Annotated in this window: 14 protein-coding genes; 4 read left to right on the plus strand and 10 right to left on the minus strand. The window is 72.8% G+C overall.

Translation table 11 applies throughout. The features are described from left to right. The 10 genes from AB0D66_RS18790 to AB0D66_RS18835 all read right to left on the minus strand — a co-directional run bounded on the left by AB0D66_RS18790 (position 1) and on the right by AB0D66_RS18835 (position 12,070). Positions 1–288: a hypothetical protein gene (locus AB0D66_RS18790; RefSeq protein ID WP_362304199.1), complete on the minus strand. Its 288-nt coding sequence runs from the start codon at positions 286–288 to the stop codon at positions 1–3. A gap of 167 nt (positions 289–455) precedes the next feature. After that, positions 456–2,021: an APC family permease gene (locus tag AB0D66_RS18795; protein ID WP_362304202.1), complete on the minus strand. Its 1,566-nt coding sequence runs from the start codon at positions 2,019–2,021 to the stop codon at positions 456–458. Between the two features lie 341 nt (positions 2,022–2,362). Further along, complete coding sequence (locus tag AB0D66_RS18800; RefSeq protein ID WP_362304205.1) at positions 2,363–3,844, minus strand: aldehyde dehydrogenase family protein; 1,482 nt, start codon at positions 3,842–3,844, stop codon at positions 2,363–2,365. Next, positions 3,841–5,580, minus strand: coding sequence for a D-aminoacylase (locus AB0D66_RS18805; protein ID WP_362304208.1), 1,740 nt, complete (start codon positions 5,578–5,580; stop codon positions 3,841–3,843). Before AB0D66_RS18805 ends, AB0D66_RS18800 begins: the two co-directional genes overlap by 4 nt. Before the next feature lie 421 nt (positions 5,581–6,001). Then, positions 6,002–7,123: an LLM class flavin-dependent oxidoreductase gene (locus AB0D66_RS18810; protein WP_362304211.1), complete on the minus strand. Its 1,122-nt coding sequence runs from the start codon at positions 7,121–7,123 to the stop codon at positions 6,002–6,004. Between the two features lie 105 nt (positions 7,124–7,228). After that, complete coding sequence (locus AB0D66_RS18815; protein WP_362304380.1) at positions 7,229–8,014, minus strand: glucose 1-dehydrogenase; 786 nt, start codon at positions 8,012–8,014, stop codon at positions 7,229–7,231. Positions 8,015–8,056: 42 nt separating this feature from the next. Further along, positions 8,057–9,004, minus strand: coding sequence for an LLM class F420-dependent oxidoreductase (locus tag AB0D66_RS18820; protein WP_362304214.1), 948 nt, complete (start codon positions 9,002–9,004; stop codon positions 8,057–8,059). 263 nt (positions 9,005–9,267) lie between these two features. Continuing rightward, positions 9,268–10,143, minus strand: coding sequence for a hypothetical protein (locus AB0D66_RS18825; RefSeq protein WP_362304217.1), 876 nt, complete (start codon positions 10,141–10,143; stop codon positions 9,268–9,270). Between the two features lie 26 nt (positions 10,144–10,169). Then, positions 10,170–11,411 (minus strand): ATP-binding protein, encoded by a 1,242-nt coding sequence (locus AB0D66_RS18830; protein WP_362304220.1) that lies wholly within the window; start codon positions 11,409–11,411, stop codon positions 10,170–10,172. Next, positions 11,408–12,070 (minus strand): response regulator transcription factor, encoded by a 663-nt coding sequence (locus tag AB0D66_RS18835; protein ID WP_362304223.1) that lies wholly within the window; start codon positions 12,068–12,070, stop codon positions 11,408–11,410. Before AB0D66_RS18835 ends, AB0D66_RS18830 begins: the two co-directional genes overlap by 4 nt. A 90-nt stretch (positions 12,071–12,160) precedes the next feature. Between AB0D66_RS18835 and AB0D66_RS18840 the strand changes: the two genes are divergently transcribed. Genes AB0D66_RS18840 through AB0D66_RS18855 form a run of 4 tightly spaced genes read left to right on the plus strand, consistent with a single transcriptional unit; the run spans position 12,161 to position 15,703 of the window. Beyond that, positions 12,161–12,652, plus strand: coding sequence for a hypothetical protein (locus AB0D66_RS18840; protein ID WP_362304226.1), 492 nt, complete (start codon positions 12,161–12,163; stop codon positions 12,650–12,652). Beyond that, positions 12,649–13,740, plus strand: coding sequence for a peptidoglycan-binding protein (locus AB0D66_RS18845; RefSeq protein WP_362304229.1), 1,092 nt, complete (start codon positions 12,649–12,651; stop codon positions 13,738–13,740). Before AB0D66_RS18840 ends, AB0D66_RS18845 begins: the two co-directional genes overlap by 4 nt. After that, the gene (locus AB0D66_RS18850; protein ID WP_362304232.1) at positions 13,737–14,468 is read left to right on the plus strand and encodes an ABC transporter ATP-binding protein; all 732 of its coding nucleotides are present in this window, start codon (positions 13,737–13,739) and stop codon (positions 14,466–14,468) included. Before AB0D66_RS18845 ends, AB0D66_RS18850 begins: the two co-directional genes overlap by 4 nt. Continuing rightward, positions 14,465–15,703, plus strand: a complete 1,239-nt coding sequence (locus AB0D66_RS18855) for an ABC transporter permease (RefSeq protein ID WP_362304236.1) — start codon at positions 14,465–14,467, stop codon at positions 15,701–15,703. Before AB0D66_RS18850 ends, AB0D66_RS18855 begins: the two co-directional genes overlap by 4 nt. The last annotated feature ends 12 nt before the right edge of the window (positions 15,704–15,715 follow it).

Consider the following 15,715-nt stretch of genomic DNA (forward strand, 5'->3'; position numbering starts at 1 on the left):
TCAGCCGACCTTCGGGGCGCTCGGGAGGCCGCCGGACAGGGCGGTGCCCGCGCCCGACAGGGAGGAGTCGGTGGCCTTGGTCGCGGAGCCGGCCGCCGCGGCGGTCACGCCCAGGGCGGTCTTGGTGTCCTGGACGGTCTGGCCCGGGTGGTCGACGATCTCGAGGACCCGCCCGGCGACCGGCGGCGCCTTGGCCGGCTCGTCGGCGTGGGCGGCGACGGGGGTGAGTGCGAGGGCGGCCCCGCCGGAGAGGACCAGGGCGGAGAGGGTGCGCTTCATGGCATTCATGCCGTGCCCAACGATCCGGCCACCGCCCGGGTCACCGCTCGCCCCCGCCGTTCCGCGCATCGGATGACTCCGTCCCCGCACGGCCGGGCCGGCACGCACCGCGGCCCCGGACCGGGGGGATCGATCCGGGGCCGCGGCGCTGACTCGGCAGGTGGCGCGGGGTGGGGTCAGTCCTCGACCACCAGGGAGGGGGTGGACTTCGTCAGGACCTCGCCGCGGAAGAAGGCCGGGCTGCGGCGTTCGGTGACGAACATGATCACCAGGCCGAGGGCCAGCAGGCCGACCCCGATGACGAAGACGTTGCCGACGCCCACGCCGGGGAGGGTGGAGCCGGAGCCGTAGGCCGGGTCGTAGGCGTCGTACAGGGTCTTGAAGAACACCGCGGCCAGCAGCAGGCCGCCCAGGACCGGGAAGACGCCCTTGAAGAACAGGTCGCGGGCGGAGCGGCGCAGCTCGCCGCGGAAGTACCACGCGCAGGCGAAGGCGGTCAGCGAGTAGTAGAAGCAGATCATCAGGCCGAGCGCGAAGATCGTGTCGGTGAGGACGTTCTCGCTGACCAGGGTCATCACGGTGTAGAACGCGCCGGTGGCGACACCCGCCACGACCGTGGCGCGGCCCGGGGTCTTGAACCGCTCGTGGACCTTGGCGTACGCGGGCGGCAGGGCCTCGTAGGTCGACATGGCGAGGACCGTGCGGGCGACCGGGATGAAGGTGGTCTGCAGCGAGGCGGCGGCCGAGGCCAGGACCGCGACGAAGAGCAGGATGCCGAGCGCCGGGCCCATCACCGGGCCGGCGAGGGCGGCGAAGACGTTGCCGGAGGTCTCCTCGTTGCCGAGGCCGAGGCCCTCGCCGCCGGCGCCGACGGCCATCTGGGCGGCGACGCCGGTGGCCAGGTAGGAGCCGACGAGGACGACCATGGCGATGAGGGAGGCGCGGCCCGGGGTCTTCGTGGAGCCGGTGGTCTCCTCGTTGGTGGCCAGGCAGGCGTCCCAGCCCCAGTACATGAAGATCGAGAGCGAGAGTCCGGCGGTGAAGGCCGCCATGGACTCGACCGCGAAGGGGTTCATCCAGGACCAGGAGAAGTCCAGGCCGGTGTCGAAGGTGCCGGCGGAGGCCTTCTGGAAGGCCATCGCGACGAAGACGGCGAGGACGACGAGCTGGAGGCCGACCAGCGCGTACTGGACGCCCTTGGTGGCCGTCATGCCGCGGTAGCTGATGGCGGTCGCGACGGCGATCAGGGTGAGGCAGGTGGCGATGTGGACGAGCTTGTTCTCGTCCAGGGCGGCGATCGACGGATTGCCCGTGATCTCGCCGGCCAGCAGCCAGAAGTAGGAGGTGGCGACGCCGGCCAGGTTGGAGAGCACGATGATCGTGGCGATCACCAGGCCCCAGCCGCACATCCAGCCGATCCGCGGGCCGAAGGCCTTGACGGTCCAGGTGAAGGAGGTGCCGCAGTCCGGCATGGCCTTGTTGAGCTCGCGGTAGGCGAAGGCGACCAGGAGCATCGGGAGGAACCCGGCGAGGAAGATCGCCGGCATCTGCACTCCGACCTCGCCGGCGGTGGAGCCGAGGGTCGATGTCAGGCAGTAGACAGGGGCGACGGTCGAGATGCCGATGACGGCGCTTCCCACCAGGCCGACGGACCCCTTGCCGAGGCCCTTGCCGCGAACATCGCCCTCGGCGACGCCGCTTACCGTGTCTCCGGCCTGAGGCCGAACGTCCAGCTGAGTCATGAGTCAGGACGTTAGATGCTGCGCATTCCACATACGGAGGACGTAGGTCCGGAACCAAAGCCGCCGGATTCCCTTTGAATCCTGAGGACTGCACCGTTCACGAGTATGTAATACAAGGTTCATCAATCAATCCATCCATGGTTCAGCAGGCATCCGGCGGACTCTTTCGCCATACGGAAACCGCAGCCATGTCCGTTTTGGGCGTTTCCAAACTTTCCCTCGTGACTTTGTGGTGACCACCGGTAACCCGGCTCGGTCGGCGCCCGATCCGCCGGACGCGTCCCGCTGGTCGAGGCCGGGGGCGGGTCCTCGCGCCGGCCCCCGCCCCGGCCCCGGCCCCGCTACGTGGTCCAGACGATCGACTGGATCTCGCTGTAGGCGTGCAATGCGTACGAGCCGACGTCCCGGCCCACCCCGGACCGCTTGAAGCCGCCGAACGGCGCCTCCATGTTCCGGCCGATGGTGTTCACGCCCACCCCGCCGGAGCGCAGCCGCCGGGCCACCCGGAAGGCCCGTGCCGGGTCACCCGACCACACGTAGCTGATCAGCCCGAAGTCGGAGTCGTTGGCCAGGGCCACGGCCTCCTCCTCCGTGTCGAAGGGGACGACCACGACCACCGGGCCGAAGATCTCCTCGCGGACCACCCGCATGTCGTTGGTGCAGTCCACCAGCAGGGTCGGGGCCACGTAGAAGCCCTTGCCGTCCGCGCGGACGGCCGGACGGTCGCCGCCCACCGCGATCCGGGCGCCCTCCTTGCGGCCGAGCTCGATGTAGGACTCCACCCGGTCGCGGTGGGCCGCCGAGATGACCGGGCCGACCACCGTGCCCTGCGCCGCCGGTTCGCCGACCTTCATGAAGGCCAGGTAGCCGGTCAGCTTCTCCACCAGTGCGTCGTGGACGGAGCGGTGCACGATCACCCGGGTCGGGGCGGTGCAGATCTGGCCGGAGTAGAAGGAGAAGGTGGTGCCGATGCCCATCATCGCCGCGTCCAGGTCGGCGTCCTCGAAGACGATCGCCGCGCCCTTGCCGCCCAGCTCCATGAGCTGCCGCTTCATGGACCGCCCGCACACCTCGGCGATCCGCTGCCCGACCGCGGTGGAGCCGGTGAAGGACACCATGTCCACGTCCGGGGAGTCCACGGCCGCCTCGCCGACCGCCACCGACTGCCCGTTGACCACGTTCACCACACCTGCCGGGACCCCCGCCTCCGCGAGTGCCTCGGCCATCTTGAACACCGACAGCGGATCCTGGGGGGCCGGCTTGACCACCACCGTGTTGCCCATGGCCAGCGCCGGGGCGACCTTGCCCGCCGGATTCGCCCACGGGTTGTTGTACGAGGTGATGCAGGCGACCACGCCGACCGGCTGGCGCACCTCCAGCGCGCCGAGCACACCCGCCTTCCCCATCGGACCGGCCTCCGCCACCTGCGGCGGCAGGCCCTTCTCCACGGGTTCCAGGGCTCCGCGCGCGTAGCGCCGGAACCGGGCCACGCCCACCCCGACCTGCATGCCCCGGGCGATGCCCGTCGGCGCGCCGGTCTCGGCCTGGGCGAGCGCGGTCCACGGCTCGTACTCGCGCTGGATGATGTCGGCGGCCCGGTCCAGGATCGCGGCCCGCTCCTGCGGCCTCGTGCGGGACCACGCGCCGAAGGCCTCGGCCGCGGCGCGCGCCGCCTGCGCGACCTGCGCCGGTGACGCCTCGGGCGCCAGCCCGACCACCGACTCGTCCGCCGGGTTGACCACCTCGTAGTGCCCGCCCTCCGGCTCCACCCACTCGCCGCCGATGAAGAGCCTGCCGGCCTCGTGCTTCCGCGCTTCGGTCACCGCGTGCTCACCGTCCTCGTGTCCCTGCCCGACCGGAGCACGATGCCCGGGATCGCGCCCGTCACTTCGTCGTCGCGGATGGTCTCCACGCCGTTGACGCGTACCGAGACGATCCCGACGGCCCGTGCGTCCAGCCGCGGGCTGTCCCCGGGCAGGTCGTGGACCAGGGTCGCCGGGCCGGCGTCGATGCGCTCCGGGTCGAAGAGCACCAGGTCCGCGTGGTAGCCCTCGGCGATCCGGCCGCGTTCGCGCAGCCCGAACAGCTGGGCGGGGTCGTCGGTGAGCATCCGTACCGCCTGCTCCAGCGGGACCAGCTTGCGGCCGCGCAGGCAGTCGCCGAGGAAGCGGGTCGTGTACGGGGCCCCGCACATGCGGTCGAGGTGCGCGCCGGCGTCGGAGCCGCCCAGCATGACGTCCTCGTGCTGCCAGGTCTCGGCCCGCAGGGCCCAGCTCGCCGGGTCGTTGTCCGTGGGCATCGGCCAGAGCACCGTACGCAGCTCGTCGTTGGCGCAGACCTCCACCAGGCACTGGAAGGCGTCCTGGCCGCGCTCGGCGGCGATGTCGCCCACCACCCGGCCGGAGAGCCCCTCGTTCTCCTTGCTGTACGTGTCGCCGATGACGTAGCGGCCGAAGTTGGCGAGGCGGCGGAAGACCCCGGCCTCCTTGGAGGCGGCCCGCTCCAGCATCCCGGCGCGCACGACGGGGTCGCGCAGCTTCTCGATCCGCTCGGGGACGGGCAGGCCGAGGATCTCGCCCCAGCCGGGGATGAGGTTGAGCGCGCAGAAGGTGCCGAGCGACATGTTCATGGGGGTGAGGATCGGCATGGTCAGGGCGACGATCCGGCCCCCGGCCTCGCGGGCGCGCTCGCTCGGGACGAGCTGGCGCGGGACCCGCTCCGGGACGGAGGCGTCGATGGTGAGGACGTTCCAGTTCAGCGGCCGGCCGGCGGCGCTGCTCATCTCGACGAAGAGGTCGATCTCCGCGTCGGAGAACTGGTCGAGGCAGCCCGCGACGATGGCCTCCAGCTGGGTGCCCTCGTGTTCGGCGACCGCCTTGGACAGGGCGAGGAGTTCGGCGGGCTTCGCGTGGCGGGAGGCGACGGGGGCGCCGGAGCCGTCGGAGTGGGTGGAGGACTGGGTGGTGGACAGGCCCCAGGCGCCGGCGTCCATGGCGTCGTGGAAGAGGTCGAGCATCTCCCGCATCTGCTCGGGGGTGGGCTGCCCGCCGACGGCGTCCTCGCCCATCACGTGGCGGCGCAGGGCGCAGTGGCCGACCATGAACCCGGCGTTGACGGCGATCCGGCCCTCGAGGGCGTCGAGGTACTCGCCGAAGCCGGACCAGGTCCAGTCGACGCCCTCCTCCAGGGCCTTGAGGGCCATGCCCTCGACCTTGCTCATCATGCGGCGGGTGTAGTCGGCGTCCTCGGGGCGGTCCGGGTGCAGCGGGGCCAGCGTGAAGCCGCAGTTGCCGCCGGCGACGGTGGTGACGCCGTGGTTCATGGAGGGGGTGGCGTACGGGTCCCAGAAGAGCTGGGCGTCGTAGTGCGTGTGGGGGTCGATGAAGCCGGGGGCCAGCACGAGGCCGGTGGCGTCCTCGGTGGTCCGCGCGTCCTCCTGTGTCGTGCCGGGGTCCGTGATGGCGACGATGCGGCCGTCGCGCAGGCCGATGTCTGCGACGCGGGCGGGGGCGCCGGTGCCGTCCACGACGGTGGCGCCCTTGATCAGGTGGTCGAGCATGACGTCCCTTCTGCCGGTGCGGTTCGTGTCACGGCGCGCGCCGTCGTCCTGGGGCTCCGCCCCAGGCCCTCCCCCAGACTCCGTCCGGGGGGACCCCCACGCCTCGAACGCCGGCGGGCTGGATCCGGTCGCGGCAGCCCGCCAAATGCGGCCGGACTGCCGCAAGGCGAGCCTGGCCGAATCCAGCCCCGCCGGCGTTTGAGGCGCCGCCGGAGGCAAAACGAGCCGCGCGGCGTGTGAGGCGGGCCCCGGTCGGGGGTCGTCGGGCCGGCCGCGGCCCTGGGGCGACCTCCGGCCGGGGCCGGTGCGGGGCGGCGGTCCGGGAAGACGCCGCCCCCGTACGGGGGCCCCGGGCGGACGCCCGGGGTGGCAGGGGCGCGCGGGTCGGGGCGGAGCCCCGGTACCCCTGCCGGGCCCAGTGCTACGCGCCTTCGCGAAAACGCGTCGTCCGGTGGACCGGGTCCGTGTCGATCTCCGGGATCACGTGTTCGCCGATGAGCTTGATCGTGGTCATCGTGTCCTCGTACGACACCCCGGTCGGCAGGCCGAAGGACAGCTGGTCGGCGCCGGCCTGCTCCCAGCGCTTGCACTGCCGGCGGACCTCGGACGGGTCGCCGCAGATCATCAGCTCCTCGGCGATCAGCAGCTCGATGATCTCCGCGTTGTACTCCGGCAGCAGCTCGGGCCACTGCGGGATGGCCTCCGGCCGCGGGAAGGTGTCGTGGTAGCGGAAGACGAGCGACTGGAAGCGGTTCATCTGGGCGTTGACCGCGATCTCGACGGCCTTGTCGTGGGTCTCGGCGCAGATCGCCGTCGAGGTGACCATGACGTTGTCGTTGACGAAGGCCCCGATGGCCTTGGCCTCCTGGATGGCCGTCTTGTACTGGTCGAGCACCCACTCCATGTCGGAGACCTTCTGCACGCTGAAGCCCAGCACGCCCAGGCCCTTCTTCGCCGCCATCGCGTACGAGGAGGGGGAGCCGGCGGCGTACCACATGGCCGGGTGCGCCTTGCCGTACGGCTTGGGGAAGACCTTGCGCGGCGGCAGCGACCAGTGCTTGCCCTGGAACCCCTCGTACTCCTCCTGGAGGAACATCTTGGGGAACTCCGCGATGGTCTCCTCCCAGATCTCCTTCGTGCCGTTCATGTCCTCGATGCCGGGCAGGAAGCCGAGTATCTCGTGGCTCCCCGCGCCGCGGCCGGTGCCGAACTCGAAGCGGCCCTTGGAAAGGTGGTCGAGCATGGCGACCTTCTCGGCCACCTTGACCGGGTGGTTCACCGGGGCGAGCGGGTTGAAGATGCCGGAGCCGAGGTGGATCCGCTCGGTGGCGTGCGCGAGGTACCCGAGGAAGACCTCGTTGGCCGACAGGTGCGAGTACTCCTCCAGGAAGTGGTGCTCGGAGGCCCAGGCGTACTTGAAGCCCGACTTGTCGGCCTGGATGACGTACTCGGTCTCCTCGATCAGCGCCTTGTGCTCTGCCTCGGGGTCGACCTTGGACCGTGACTCGGCCACGTATCCCTGCACGAAGAGCCCGAATTCCAAGGGAGTTCACCGTCCTTTGATTTCTGACGTTGCGTCAGATTCGATGTCTCGACTGTTCCACCGCCGGGGCGGGAGCGTCAATACCTGACGCTCCATCAGATAGGACTAGAGGATGCTCACACCCGCCATCCAGCCGCCGTCGATCACGAACGGCTGGCCGGTGATGTACGAGGAGTCCGCGCTGGTCAGGAACAGGGCCAGCCGCGCGATCTCCTCCGGCCGCCCGACCCGCCCCATCGGCACGACCCGCTTGTACAGCTCCGCCATCGCCTCGCGCGCCTCGTCCGACAGCCCCGCCGGATCCAGCAGGCCGGGATTGGCCATCGGGGTGTCCACGGCCCCCGGGCACATCGCGTTGACCCGGATCCCCTTGGCCGCCAGCTCCAGCGCGGCCACCCGGGTCAGGCTCAGGATGGCCGCCTTGGTCGCGGCGTACGTGCCGACGTACGCCATGCCCGTCAGGCCGGTGTACGAGGAGGTGTTGACGATCGTGCCGCCGCCCGCCGCCTCGATCTCGGGGGCGACCGACTTGATGCCGAGGAAGGCGCCCACCTGGTTGACCTGGACCACCTGCTGGAACTCCTCCAGCGGGGTCGCGGTCAGCTCGTTGAAGCGCAGGATGCCCGCGTTGTTGACCAGCCCGTCGACCGGGCCGAAGGCCTCCTTCGCGGCGGCTACCGCCCCCGCCCAGTCCTCCTCGCGGCTCACGTCGAGGCGTACGTAGCGGGCCCGGTCCTCGCCGATCTCCTTGGCCACGGCGGCGCCCTGCTCGTCCAGAACGTCCCCGAGGAGCACCCGGGCGCCCTCGGCGGCGAAGAGGCGGGCCTCCTGCTCGCCCTGCCCGCGCGCCGCGCCCGTGATGATGACGACGCGCCCGTCCAGCTTTCCCATGCCGTACTCCAGTCGCTCGTCGCCGGTGGTGGCCACCGGCAGCTAGCCGTTGAGGAGGGGGCCCACCTCGGCCCCGAAAGCGGTGATCTGGTCCACGAGCTCGGCGCGGTCGCGATTGCGGAAGCGGACCTGGATCTGGTCCACGCCGAGCGCCCCGTACTCCCGCAGGGACTCGGCGAGCGCCTCCGCCTTGCCGGTCAGGGCCCGGCGGCCGGTGTCCCAGCCGGGCTCGCCGACGTAGAGCGGCTCGGTGATCGCGCCGAACTCGACGGGGCCGGCGACCCCGGCCTCCGCCCGCAGCTCCTTGATCCGGGCGATCTGCGCGGGGAGCTTCTCGCGCGGGTCGCCCTGCGGGAGCCAGCCGTCGCCGCGCAGCGCGGCCCGGCGGACGGCCGCGGGAGAGGAGCCGCCGACCCAGACGGGGATCCGCTCCTGGGCGGGCCGGGGCAGCTGGCCGAGGTCCTTGAAGGAGAACAGCTCGCCCTCGAACTCCGGGTACTCCTCGGGGCCGAGCGCGGCCCGCAGCGCGTCGAGGGTCTCGTCGAGGACGGCCCCCCGGCGGGCGAAGTCCACCCCGAGGACCTCGAACTCCTCCTGGACGTGCCCGGCGCCGACGCCGAGGATCAGCCGGCCGCCGGAGAGGTGGTCGAGGGTGGCGTACTGCTTGGCGCTGACCAGCGGGTGGCGCAGGCCCAGGATCGCGACGTGGCTCAGCAGGCGCACGTGCTCGGTGATCCCGGCGAGGAAGGACAGGGTGGCGACCGGGTCGTACCAGATGGTGCTCATGGGACCGGCGAGCCGGCGCGGGATGGCCACGTGGTCGCAGGTGGCCACGTACCCGAAGCCGGCCCGGTCGGCGGCCCGCGCCACCTCGGCGAGATCGGCGGCGGTGGCCGACGCCTCCCAGGGCTCGGCGTAGATGGTGCTCTGCGACTGGACCGGGAGCTGCATCCCGTAGACCAGCCGACCTTCCGGAAACACGCGCGCCATGCCGGACCCGCCTCGCCTTCGTCTGCCGATGCGTCATATCGGTGCCGGGCCATCGTCGTAGCTGACGGACCGTCAGGCAAGAGGGCTGCGCGGATCCCGCACGGAGCAGGGGCCGTGGGTGCGCGGCGTGCCCGGACCGGGCGCGCGCCCGCCGCCGCCGGGCGGGGATCGGCGGGGCTCGTGGGGGCGACCGGGCGCCCGGTACGGCGGAGCGCCCGGCCCGCCGCGCGGCCCGCGGCGGCCGGATCAGACGGACCGGGGCTTCAGAAGCCTTCCGGGCCCATCACGATGACCGGCTTCGCCGCCGGGTCGAGGATCTGCAGGACCTTCTTCATCGCGTCCTTCGGGATGCCGACACAGCCCTGCGAGGGGCCGTCGTGGTCCACGTGGAGCCAGATGTTGCCGCCCTTGCGCTCGCCCTCCGGCTTGACCGGGTCGAGGGGCGAGTTGCCCGGCCTGCGGTTGAAGTCGATGGCGACGACATAGTCGAAGGATCCCGCCAGCGACTCCCCGTTCACCCCGCGCCCCGTGGCGACGAACGCGCGGTCCTTGTCGTAGGGGAGCCGGGTGCCGGGCGGCGGCGGCAGCAGGCCGCCCGCGTCGGTGAGTGCGAAGACGCCCTGCGGGGAGGTCAGGTCCCCGTAAGTCCGCTCCGTGGACCAGCCCTTCGCCCCGTTGCGGGCCGGCCAGCTCTCGCCCCGCACCCAGTCGGCCCCGGCCGCGGGCCGGGTGTAGAACGCGGCGGTGGACTCCGAGGAGTCCCCGGCCCTGCCCGTGACCAGAACGAGCTGGCGGGAGTCGGCCGGGATCTTCGCCAGGGTCTGCTCGCTGATGCCGGTCAGCCCCTGGAGGGGGGCCCGGGGAGCGGCCTCGGGGGCGTCCTTGGGCGCGGCGTCCCGGCGGGCGTCGCGCGCCGCCCGGTCCGCGGCCGGGGGACGGGAGTCGGCGCTCGCCTGCGACGAGGTGCCGACGGCCTTCTCGTCGAGGGCGTACACCCAGCCCGCCGCGAAGGTCAGCAGGCCGACGGTGGCGGCGAGGGCCACGCGCCGGGACGTGGGCGAGGACGTACGAGTGCGTCCCTGACGAGGCGTACGCGACGTACGCAGCGTGCGGGGGCGGACTCGGCGGTGCTTGCTCATTGAACCGACCGTACATCAGCCGCCCTTCACCGCGGCTGAACGCTGCCCTGCCGCCCCGCGTCTCCCACCGGGAAGCGGACCCGGACCGTCAGCCCGCCGTCCGGCGCCGGATTGGCCCGCGCCGTCAGTTCCGCCTCGTGCGCCCGTGCGATCGAGGCGACGATCGACAGCCCGAGACCGGCCCCCTCACCTGCGGTGTGCTGCCGTTCCGCGCGCCGCCGGAAGGGTTCCAGGAGCCTCGGCACGTCGTCCGGGTCTATCACCGGGCCGGTGTTGGACACCGTCAGCTCCCCCTCGGCGGACGTGGCCAGGGTCAGCCGGCCGCCCGCGCGGTTGTGACGAACGGCATTGGTGAGCAGGTTGCGGACCAGGTGTCCCAGCAGGGCCCGATCCCCCGTCACGGTCAGCGGGGCCAGGGCGCGTTCCACCGTCAGGCCCTGCTGCGGGCAGGCCGCCAGCTCGGCGGCGGCCAGGGCGGCGAGGTCCACCCGCCCGGTGGACTCCAGCCCCTCCTCCGACACCGCGAGCAGCAGCAGCGATTCGATGAGGTGCTCGCTGGAGTCCGCCACGCCGATCAGCCGCTCGCGGATCCTGGCGACCCGCTCCGGCGGCGGATCCCCGGCCAGCCCGATCTCGGCCGCCGCCCGCTGCACGGCGAGCGGGGTGCGCAGCTCGTGCGCCGCGTTCGCCGCGAACCTCCGCTGGGCGGAGACCAGGTGCTCCATCCGCCCCAGCATCGCGTCGAAGGTGTCGGCGAGCTCCTTGAGCTCGCCGGGCGGGGCGTCGAGGGCGATCCGCTCGTCCAGGTTCTCGCCGGACAGCCGCCGGGCGGTCCCGGTGATCACGGCGAGCGGGCGCAGCACCCGGCCGGCCATCCACCAGGCCAGCCAGATCGACAGGACGGCGAAGACGGCGAGGGCGATGAGCGAGACGGTCAGCAGCCGGTGCTGGGTCGCCTCGGTGACGGCGCCCGTCAGGTTCTGGGTGAGGGCGTAGCTCCTCAGCTCCTGCGGTGTGGGCCCCTCGCCCGGGGCCAGGCTCTGGGCGGGGACGGGGCTGCGGCCGGGGTCCACCTCGACCCGTTCGCCCAGGCGCAGTGCGGGGCTGACGGTGCTGACGGCCCCGCTGACGCTCGCGTAGAGCCCCTGGCCGAGCAGGACGTAGACCAGGGCCACCAGTCCGCCGCCCGCCAGGAGCAGCAGCGACCCGTACAGGGCGGTGAGCCGGCCGCGCTCGGTGCGCAGGACGCCGCGCGCGAACGCGGTCACCGGGCCGCGATCCGGTAGCCCGCGCCCGGCACGGTCTCGATGAGCGGCGGCTCGCCCAGCTTGGCGCGGAGCTTGCTGAGCGTGACGCGGACGGCGTTGGTGGAGTAGCTGGTGTCCTCCTCCCAGACGTCCTCGATGAGGTCGTCGCTGCTGACCACCGCGCCCTCGGCGCGCAGCAGCGCCTCCAGGACGGCGAACTCCTTGCGGGACAGCGCGAGCCGGCGTCCGTCCCGGGTGGCGCTGCGGCGGGCGGTGTCGACGGCCACCCCGGCGCGCTCGAGCACGGGCGGCAGGGCGGGGCGGGCGCGCCGGCCCAGGGCGAGGACGCGGGCGAGGAGCTCGTCGTAGGCGAAGGGCTTGGTGAGGTAGTCGTCGGCGCCCAGGCCCAGGCCCTCGACCCGGTCGCGTACGGTCCCGGACGCGGTCAGCATCAGGACGCGGGTCAGCAGCCGCTCGCGCACCACCTGGCGGCAGACCTCGTCGCCGTGCAGGCCGGGCAGGTCGCGGTCCAGGACCAGCACGTCGTACGCGCCCAGGCGCAGGCGCTCCAGGGCCTCGAGACCGTCGCCGGCCTCGTCCACGGCCAGCGCGTCGCGGCGCAGCCCCTCGGCGATCATCTCCCGGAGGAATTCCTCGTCCTCCACCACCAGTACGCGCATGGCGTCCTCTCTACCCGAGATCGGCATTTCGGCGGTGTAAGCACGGGGGGAGAGGGAAGCGAAAGGGCCCTTTGCCGCAGGGTCGGGCCCATGAAGCGATCCCTCATCATGACCACGGCCGCTGCCATCACCGGCCTGGCCCTCGCCGTCACCGGGTGCGCGGGCGGTTCGGACGGCGGCACGAAGGACTCCTCCTCGGGCGGCGGTTCCGGATCCGGCTCGGGTACGGACGCGGACAACGCCGTGAAGATGCGCCAGTGCCTGCGCGAGCACGGCATAGACGCGCCCGACCCCAAGCCCGGGCAGGACCCGCGCGGGATGACGGTCGGCGCCGGCGCCGACCCGCAGAAGATGCAGGAGGCCATGAAGGCCTGCGGGATGGCCGGGCCGGGCTCGGGCAAGGAGCCCACCCAGGAGGAGAAGGACAAGGAGCTCAAGTGGATCCGCTGCATGCGCGACAACGGGATCCAGCTGAAGGACCCTGAGTACAACGGCGGCGCGCGGACCGGCATCGAGATCCCCCAGGGCCAGGAGAAGGCCTTCGAGGACGCGCAGAAGAAGTGCGAAGCGGCCCGGTCGTGAGCAGGCGGGGAAAGTGGCTGCTGGGGTCGCTGGCCGTCGTGCTCGCCGCCTCGGGCGGCGGGTACGCGGTCATGGCCCAGCCGCAGCAGGAGAGCAGGCAGGAGCAGCGCGGCGACGGGCTGCCGCCGGCCACCGCGCCGGTGCAGCGCGGCGACCTCAGCTCCGGCCTCCAGGTGGAGGGCACCCTCGGCTACGCGCAGGAGCGCAAGGTCAACGCGGCCGGCCCGGGCGTCCTGACCTGGGTCGCGGGCGAGGGCACCGCGGTGGAGCGGGACGGGAGGCTGTACGAGGTCAACGGCAAGGCGGTGCGGCTCATGTACGGGTCCACGCCGATGTACCGGCCGCTGAAGGCCGGGGACAAGGGCGAGGACGTCAAGCAGCTCAAGCGCAACCTCCAGGCGCTGGGCCACGGGACCGGGCTGGACCCCGAGGACGGCACCTTCACGGCGGGCACCGCGACGGCGGTCAAGCGGTGGCAGAAGGCGCACAAGGCGCCGGAGACGGGCGAGGTCGCCAAGGAGGACATCGCCTTCGCCTCGGGGCCGCAGCGGGTCCGCAAGAACGACTCGGCGGTCGGTGACGAGCCGGGGCCCGGCAAGCCGGTGATGACCCTGACCGGCACCGAGCGGATCGTCCGCTTCCAGATGGACGCGGCCAAGGCGGGCGCGGCCAGGGCCGGCGAACCGGTCAGCGTGCGGCTGCCCGGCGGTGCCACGGTCACGGGGAAGGTCGAATCGGTGGGCGGCACGGCCGGTGCGGACGAGAAGAACGAGGGCGGCGGACCCGGCGGCGGTGACAAGAAGGCCAAGGTCGAGGTGGTCGTCGCGCTGGACAAGCCCGGCGAGGTGAACGCCCCGGACCAGTCCCCGGTGTCGGTCGGGCTGACCGGCGAGACGCGCAAGGGCGTGCTCTCCGTACCGGTCAACGCGCTGCTGGCGCTGACCGGCGGCGGCTTCGGCGTGCAGGTCGTCGAGGACGGCAGGGCGCGCGAGGTCAAGGTGGAGCTGGGCATGTTCGGCAACGGCCGGGTCGAGGTGACCGGCGACGCCCTCGAGGAGGGCATGCAGGTGGGGATCCCCAAGCTATGACGCACACGCATCCCGTTCCCGTGGTCGAGCTGTCCGGGGTCACGAAGGAGTACCCGGGCGGGGTCGCGGCCCTGCGCGGGGTCGACCTGACCGTCACGAGCGGCGAACTGCTCGCCATCGTCGGCCCGTCCGGTTCCGGGAAGTCCACCCTGCTGCACATCGTCGGCACGCTGGACCGGCCGACGGCGGGCGGCGTACGGATCGCCGGCCACGACGTGGCGGCCCTCTCGGACCGCGCGCTGTCGGCGCTGCGGTCCCGGCACGTCGGCTTCGTCTTCCAGTCCTTCCACCTGGTGCCGGGCGTCAGCGCCCGGGCGAACGTCGCCGAGGGGCTGCTGTACTCCGGCCTCTCGCGGGCCGAGCGCGGCCGCCGGGCGGAGCGGGCCCTGGAGCGGGTCGGCCTCGGCGACCGGATGGAGCACCGGCCGCACGAGCTGTCCGGCGGGCAGAAGCAGCGGGTGGCGATCGCCCGGGCGGTGGCGGGCGCCCCGGACCTGCTGCTGGCCGACGAGCCCACGGGCGCGCTGGACACGGCGTCCGGGGAGTCGGTGATGGAGCTGCTGCACGAGCTGAACGCGGACGGCGCCACCATCGCCGTGATCACCCACGACCACGAGATCGCGGCGAGCCTGCCGCGGCAGGTGCGGATCCGGGACGGCGAGATCGTGGCGGACGTCCGCAACGCGGCGGCCGGGTCCCCGGCCGCCGGGGCGGGGGTGGCGGGATGAGCCGGCGAAGCGGCCGTACGGGCACCCGCGGGGCCCGGCGCGCCGCACGGCTGACCCCGCCGAGGCTGACCCCCCGCGACGTCCTGCACGTCGGATCTGCGGGGCTGCGCTCGCGCCCGATGCGGGTGTTCCTGTCCGCGCTCGGCATCGCCATCGGCATCGCGACGATGATCGCGGTGGTCGGGATCTCCTCGTCCAGCCAGGCCAAGCTGCTGCGCGAACTCGACCGGCTCGGTACGAACATGCTGGTCGTGACACCGGGTCAGGGGATGTTCACCGGGCAGGACACCAAACTGCCCAAGGACGCCCCCGGCATGGTCTCCCGCATCCAGGGGGTCGAGTCGGTCGGCACCACCGGCGACGTCGCCGAGTCCGTACGCCGCTCGGAGAACATCCCCGAGGAGGAGACGGGCGGGATCGTGCTGAAGGCGGCCAAGGACGACCTGCTGGGCACACTGCGCGCCCGGATGGGCAGCGGCACCTGGCTCAACGGGGCCACCGGCCGCTATCCCTCGGTGGTGCTCGGCGACGTCTCGGCCCGGCGCCTGGGCATCACCGAGCCGGGCCAGCAGGTGTTCATCGGCGGCCGGTACTTCACGGTGATCGGGATCCTGGCGCCGGTACCGCTGGCTCCGGAGATCGAGCGCTCGGCGCTGATCGGCTGGGACGCGGCCGAGCAGCTGCTCGGCTTCGACGGGCACCCGACGGCGGTGTACGAGCGGTCGGCGGACGACCGGGTGGCCCAGGTGCGCGGCCTGATCGCCCAGACGGCCAATCCGCAGACCCCGAGCGCGGTCTCGGTCAGCGACCCGTCGGCGGCGCTCCAGGCGAAGGCGGCCACGGAGGGCGCCTTCAGCACCCTGCTGCTGGGGCTGGGCGGGATCGCCCTGCTGGTCGGCGGGGTCGGCGTCGCCAACACCATGATCATCTCGGTGCTGGAACGCCGCCACGAGATCGGCCTGCGCCGCTCGCTGGGCGCCACGAAGGGGCAGATCCGGATCCAGTTCGTCACGGAGTCCCTGCTGCTGTCCGGCCTCGGCGGCATCGCCGGCATCGCCCTGGGCGCGGCGGCCACGGCCGTCTACGCCCGGGCCGGCGACCTGCCCTGGGTCGTCCCCCTCTGGGCGGTGACCGGCGGCTTCGCGGCCACCCTGGCCATCGGCACCCTGGCCGGCCTCTACCCGGCGGTCCGGGCGGCCCGGCTGTCCCCGACGCTGGCGCTGGCAGCGGGATAATCCCCGGAGCCC

It is taken from the genome of Streptomyces sp. NPDC048270 (genome assembly GCF_040652335.1).
Lineage (GTDB): Bacteria > Actinomycetota > Actinomycetes > Streptomycetales > Streptomycetaceae > Streptomyces.

Excerpts from the sequence above, each read along its gene's own strand:
- AB0D66_RS18840 (WP_362304226.1), top strand. The coding sequence starts at position 12,161 with ATGAAGCGATCCCTCATCATGACCACGGCCGCTGCCATCACCGGCCTG.
- AB0D66_RS18855 (WP_362304236.1), top strand. The coding sequence starts at position 14,465 with ATGAGCCGGCGAAGCGGCCGTACGGGCACCCGCGGGGCCCGGCGCGCC.
- AB0D66_RS18795 (WP_362304202.1), bottom strand. The coding sequence starts at position 2,021 with ATGACTCAGCTGGACGTTCGGCCTCAGGCCGGAGACACGGTAAGCGGC.
- AB0D66_RS18835 (WP_362304223.1), bottom strand. The coding sequence starts at position 12,070 with ATGCGCGTACTGGTGGTGGAGGACGAGGAATTCCTCCGGGAGATGATC.
- AB0D66_RS18820 (WP_362304214.1), bottom strand. The coding sequence starts at position 9,004 with ATGGCGCGCGTGTTTCCGGAAGGTCGGCTGGTCTACGGGATGCAGCTC.
- AB0D66_RS18815 (WP_362304380.1), bottom strand. The coding sequence starts at position 8,014 with ATGGGAAAGCTGGACGGGCGCGTCGTCATCATCACGGGCGCGGCGCGC.
- AB0D66_RS18850 (WP_362304232.1), top strand. The coding sequence starts at position 13,737 with ATGACGCACACGCATCCCGTTCCCGTGGTCGAGCTGTCCGGGGTCACG.
- AB0D66_RS18805 (WP_362304208.1), bottom strand. The coding sequence starts at position 5,580 with ATGCTCGACCACCTGATCAAGGGCGCCACCGTCGTGGACGGCACCGGC.
- AB0D66_RS18825 (WP_362304217.1), bottom strand. The coding sequence starts at position 10,143 with ATGAGCAAGCACCGCCGAGTCCGCCCCCGCACGCTGCGTACGTCGCGT.
- AB0D66_RS18790 (WP_362304199.1), bottom strand. The coding sequence starts at position 288 with ATGAATGCCATGAAGCGCACCCTCTCCGCCCTGGTCCTCTCCGGCGGG.